The organism is Asticcacaulis biprosthecium C19, from assembly GCF_000204015.1.
GTDB lineage: Bacteria > Pseudomonadota > Alphaproteobacteria > Caulobacterales > Caulobacteraceae > Asticcacaulis > Asticcacaulis biprosthecius.
The window spans coordinates 924,321-929,397 of the sequence record NZ_GL883077.1 but is presented as its reverse complement, the minus strand read 5'-3'; the positions used below and the strand labels follow the sequence as shown (position 1 = coordinate 929,397).

The 5,077-nt window shown below is 61.9% G+C and carries 6 protein-coding genes; 2 read left to right on the top strand and 4 right to left on the bottom strand.

The annotated features are described in order from the left end of the window. Positions 1-68 precede the first annotated feature (68 nt). The 4 genes from ABI_RS04780 to ABI_RS04765 form a co-directional block, all read right to left on the bottom strand. Positions 69-791, bottom strand: coding sequence for a lysophospholipid acyltransferase family protein (locus ABI_RS04780; RefSeq protein WP_006271714.1), 723 nt, complete (start codon positions 789-791; stop codon positions 69-71). A gap of 116 nt (positions 792-907) precedes the next feature. Next, complete coding sequence (locus ABI_RS04775) at positions 908-1,570, bottom strand: YdcF family protein (protein ID WP_006271713.1); 663 nt, start codon at positions 1,568-1,570, stop codon at positions 908-910. Position 1,571: 1 nt separating this feature from the next. Next, on the bottom strand, positions 1,572-2,462 hold the full coding sequence (locus tag ABI_RS04770; protein WP_006271712.1) for a cell division protein FtsX: 891 nt from the start codon (positions 2,460-2,462) through the stop codon (positions 1,572-1,574). Further along, positions 2,459-3,223, bottom strand: a complete 765-nt coding sequence (locus ABI_RS04765) for a cell division ATP-binding protein FtsE (protein WP_006271711.1) — start codon at positions 3,221-3,223, stop codon at positions 2,459-2,461. Before ABI_RS04765 ends, ABI_RS04770 begins: the two co-directional genes overlap by 4 nt. Positions 3,224-3,404: 181 nt before the next feature. Between ABI_RS04765 and ABI_RS04760 the strand changes: the two genes are divergently transcribed. Both ABI_RS04760 and ABI_RS04755 read left to right on the top strand, forming a co-directional pair. Then, the gene (locus ABI_RS04760) at positions 3,405-4,397 is read left to right on the top strand and encodes a zinc-ribbon domain-containing protein (protein WP_006271710.1); all 993 of its coding nucleotides are present in this window, start codon (positions 3,405-3,407) and stop codon (positions 4,395-4,397) included. Then, positions 4,366-4,929: a phosphoribosyltransferase gene (locus ABI_RS04755; protein ID WP_050808195.1), complete on the top strand. Its 564-nt coding sequence runs from the start codon at positions 4,366-4,368 to the stop codon at positions 4,927-4,929. The genes ABI_RS04760 and ABI_RS04755 overlap by 32 nt, the downstream gene beginning before the upstream one ends. Positions 4,930-5,077 lie beyond the last annotated feature (148 nt).

The following is a 5,077-nucleotide window of genomic DNA, read 5'->3' as shown; positions in this document are numbered from 1 at the left end:
CACCAACCTGCGCCTTGTGAATCAGCGTCTTTGCTGGTTGGTATGAGATATCCCGTTTTTGAGAAGTGTCAGCGGACCGGGGTTTGTTCCGCAATCAGGGCGTTGGACGCTGTCTCCAGCCGATCCTTGAGCTGGGTCATGAACTCGGCGCGTTTCAGACCGGGCGGCAGGGGCGGCAGGAATTCGAACACAATGGTACCCGGCTTGCGGTCGATGCCATGGCCCGGCCAGAACTGACCGGAATTGGTTGCCATCAGATGGCAGGGCACCTCCAGATCGCGGTACAGGGCCGCGACGCCCGGCTTGTACAGGGCATCTTCGCCGACCTCCGATCGCGTGCCTTCGGGGAAGATCAGTATTTGGCGGTCCTCCTTTACCAGTGCACGACAACCGGCGACCATGGCTTTCAACGCCTTGGCGGCTTCGTCGCGGCGCACCGGCACCATCTTCGCGCGCGCGGCGAACCAGCCCAGGAACGGCAGGTACATCAATTCCTGCTTCAGGACATAGGCCGGCAGCTTGAACACCGTGAACGGCGCGATGGTGTCGAGCATGCTCAGGTGCTTACCGGCGACCAGGGCGCCGCCGTCCGGCATGTATTCGAGGCCGCGGAACTCGACCTTGATTCCGACGATCCAGCGCGCACCAAACAGGACCGTGTGTCCCCACCAGCGGATGGGCAGCATGGCATAGCGCAACGGCAAAAGGAGGAAGGGCGAACAGAAGATGCCGTAGAAGGCCATCGAACCGTACAGCCACAGCATGAAGATCAGGGATCGCAATCGGGTCATGTTCTCAGGCGTAAACGCAGACGCAGCACTTGGCAAGAAGGCCTTGACGGAAGGCTCGGTCCCAAAGATGGTTTGGAAAGCCGTCAGGCCAGCCGGACGGAATTTCCAGCCGTCTTTTAACCGACGCTCATTGCTGACGCGGCCGTTTCCGATCCCGGTGGCGGCACTTCTTTCTTGCCCTTGTCACCCATGGCGCGCGAGATGCTAAGCACGGCATCGCGACCCAGGATCGCCAGGTATTTGCAATATTCCAGCACGATCAGACGCGCGCCCTTGCCCGATTTCCACCAGTCGCGCGCGCTGAGATCGGCCGTCGGCACGGGATAGGAAATGAAGTGGGCATCCGGCATGTCCGCCTTTAGCTCCAGCAGCGAACGCGGCATGTGGTAGTCGGAGGTCACCACAATCAGCGTGTCAAAGTCGTGGCCACGGGCCCATTCGGCGATTTCGCGAGCGTTCTGGACGGTGTTTTCGGCCTGATAGCCCAGATCGACGCAGCATTCGTACAGCCGCTTGGAGCCTTCGGTGACGTCCATCAGTTCGGGGCGCTTGACGTCGCGGTTGACGCCGGAAATGAACAGGCGCTCACCCTTGCGCCGCTCCAGCAGGCGCATGCCTTCCTTCAATCGCATGTCGGAAGCGCCGGTGAGCACGACGATGGCGTCGGCAGGTTCTTCGGGCTCGATGGCCGGAGTCGATTCGATGACGCGATCGGCAAAGACCAGAAGGCCAGCCGCCCACAACAAGACTACCACCAGGAACGCGATGAGACTGCGCACCTTACCCCTTCCCTCCGAGCAACCTTAAGGTCACGATCCGCGCCGTTACCGCAGCGATCAACGCCACCAAAAACGGGCACGGAAGTAATATTAACAGGTCTAACCATGAAAAGGGAAGAGCCAGGGCGAAGCTTTGTGAGGAACCTGTGGCTTTTATGATCGCCATGACCCCGGCAGCGATGGCCGCGCCCAGAAGTCCCGACTCGAACGCCATACGGGCAAACCGATACTGAAACCGTTGTGCGATAAACAGATCCGTAGCGCCGCACAGCGAGAGGACCTCGACGATGTTGGCGCGTGCCGTCAGACCCGCCCGGGTGGCGAACCCGACCACGGCCGCGGTCGCGGAGAAAATAATAAAGAAAATCCCGATGGAAATCAGCCGGATGGTCAAGGCACTCTGTTCAACATCCTTCATCCAGACCGAATGATCGTCGATCGAAGCATCAATATCGTGTGAGATCAGCGCATCGGTCAGCGCCTTCGTTGTCGCCGGCGTCTTGTCGTCCAGCCGCACGGAGACGAGGTTGGGGATGGGCAGGTCATCAAGGATCGCGTCGCCCAGCCACGGTTTGATCAGATCCTTGGCTTTTTGCGGTTCCAACGCCGTCACCTGACCGACGCCCTTGACCCCGGCCAGGACCTCAGCGGCGCGGGCGGCAGCGACGGAACCGCTTTCGAGGCCGGTCGGACGCACCTGGACCGTCACCTCGGCGCGGATTTCACGCGCCCAACCGCGGGCGGCACGGTCGGACGCCATCACGATCAGCGCCGCCAGACAGGCGAGGACACACAGAACGCCGATGACATAGTGCAGGGCGATTTCTCTCTGGTCCTGTTCGGGAAGGAGATGCCGCGCCTTCATCGAGGACAGGCGGGAGACGACGCTCATAGGCGGCCCCCGACCGTGGTGTTGAGGTCGCGGCGGGAAATCTGGCCGTCCTTGAGTTCCAGCACCGGCATGCCCGAGGCCCGGACTAGGCTTTCGTCGTGGGTGGCGATCAGCACGGTGGCGCCCAGCCGGTTCAGTTCGACGAACAAGCGCATGATGCGCAGGCCCATGGCGTAGTCGATATTGCCGGTCGGTTCATCGGCCAGGATCAAGGTCGGACGGGTGACGACGGCGCGGGCAATGGCCAGCCGCTGCTTTTCGCCGCCGGACAGGACGTGCGGCATGGCCTGGAGCTGGTTTTTCAGGCCGACCCAATTCAGCAGTTCGGTAACGTCATCGCGGTACTGGCGGAAATTCTGACCGTGGACGAACAATGGCAGGGCGGCGTTGTCAAAGACGTTAAGATGTTCCAGCAGGCGGAACTCCTGGAAGACGATGCCCAGTTTCGAGCGCAGCCGCGCCACCTGGGCACGATCGCCATTATCAACAGCTTCCCCAAACAGCGAAATACGCCCGGACGTCGGCGCCTGGGCCAGGTAAATCATCTTCAGCAGCGACGTCTTGCCGGCGCCCGACGGCCCGGTCAGGAAGTGGAACGACCCGGCCGGCAGCTGAAACGACAAGGATTTCAGGATGAAGTCGGCTTCGCTGGCGGCGTCGTAGCCCAGGCTGACATTGTCGAAGGCCACAACAGCGTCGTCGCCGGGCAAAAAGCCCGTGACGGTGTTCGCCAGTCTGTTTTTTTCGTTAATTTGGGCCATGGCGCTATCGCACGGTCAGGCTTGACCGGTTGTTAAGACTTTTTAGCGACATATGGTTAAGAAACTTCGTCTTTTGTCGGGCGAAGACGTGCCTTGTGCCGAAAAGTGCCAAGCCTTGTGCCGAAAGTGCAAGCGTTTCTGTGCATGATTTGGTTCGGGGCGTCCCAGATCAGTTCCGGTTATGATTCTTACCTGTCCCAACTGCTCGACGCGATATACCCTGCAAGCCTCGCAGCTGCCCAATGGCGGCCGCACGGTGCGCTGCGCCGCGTGCAAGACAACCTGGCACGCCGAGCGCGAGGAAGACCCGATCGACCTCCCCCTGCCGGCACAGCCGGCGCCGGCGCGTGCCGAGGATTTGCAGGACGTCAAGCCGCGGAAGCTGCCAGGCCAGTACCGGGCCATGGTCGAGGACAAGAAGCGCAGCAAGGAACTGACAGCCCAGGCGATCGTCTGGGGCGCCATGGGTTTGGCGGTTGTCGCCTTCCTGGCGATCGGCTTCCTTTTCCGCGTCGATATCGTGCGGGCCTTTCCGCGCGTGGCCGGCGCCTATGCCATGGTCAACCTCAAGGTCAACGCCACAAACCTGGATATCGAGGAACACACGGCCGACGCCGCCTTCAAGGACGGCCGCTTCGTGGTGACGATCAACGCGAAAATCACCAATCTGGTCAATAAGCCGACCAAGGTTCCGCCGATGAAGGTGAAGCTGTACGACGCCACGGGCCAGTTGTTCGATACGCTGATCGTGCCTTCCGGCGGCCTGACGGTGGAACCGGGCGCCACCCGCACCCTGACTTTCGACGTCAAGGACCCCAAGAACCTGACGGCCAATATCGACCTGCTCTTCGACCTGGAAGCCATGAAGCAGAAGCCATCTGCGGCCCTGCGCAGCGAAAAAGCCGGGCACGACAGCGACGGAGGCCATGACGACCCGCACGGCGCCACACCGGCGTCCGAAGGTGACGACCATGGCGGGCCTGCAAACGATTCGGCTGGACATGGCAACGAACAGGCCGTAACCGGGGATGCCGCTCCCGATCACGCTGCGGCGGCTCCGGCTGCGGCGGATCATGCCGTAGCGGCCGGCGACCACGCCCCAACCCTACCGGCCCTCCGCTCCGAATTGCCTGCCACAGCTCATGACGATCACGCCCCCGCTGCCCATCACTGACCCGGTCCTTCCCGCCGTCCTTATCGACGAGGCCGAGGTCCAGCATCGGGTTCAGGCCCTGGCCGACCTGCTGGTGCACTATGTGCGGCCGGATTGCGTCGGCGTGTGCCTGCTGACCGGCGGTATCTGGTTTGCCGCCGACCTGACTCGGGCCTTGAACCGCGCCGGACGTGATATCGCCTTCGATGCCCTGTGGCTATCCTCCTACGGCGATGCGCATGAAGGCGGCGCCATGCTGATTCGCGCGCCGTTGCAGCGTTCCGTCGAAGGCCGCCAGGTGCTGATCATGGATGACGTGCTGGACAGCGGAGCCTCTCTGAAGATTGCCGTCGATATCGTCCGCGAAGCCGGCGCCGCCGAGGTGCTGACGGCCGTGTTCGCGCGCAAGCCCGATCCGTTGAAGGATGGCAACCGGCGTGAGATGGATGCGGATTTTACGGCCTGGGAAGCGCCCGCCCGTTATCTGGTGGGTTACGGCCTGGACGACGGCGGCAAGTACCGCGGCCTGCCCTATGTAGGGGCAATGGATTGAACCTGTTTGCGATGGCAAGCGGGATAAGGTGAAACACGGAAAACACTGAGGCCGCTACGCGGCGGCACTGAAAACACGGAATTCGTGGATCCAAGCGGTCTGTTTTCAACCTGTCAAATAAAATGACGGCGCTTTGCGCCGCCGAAAA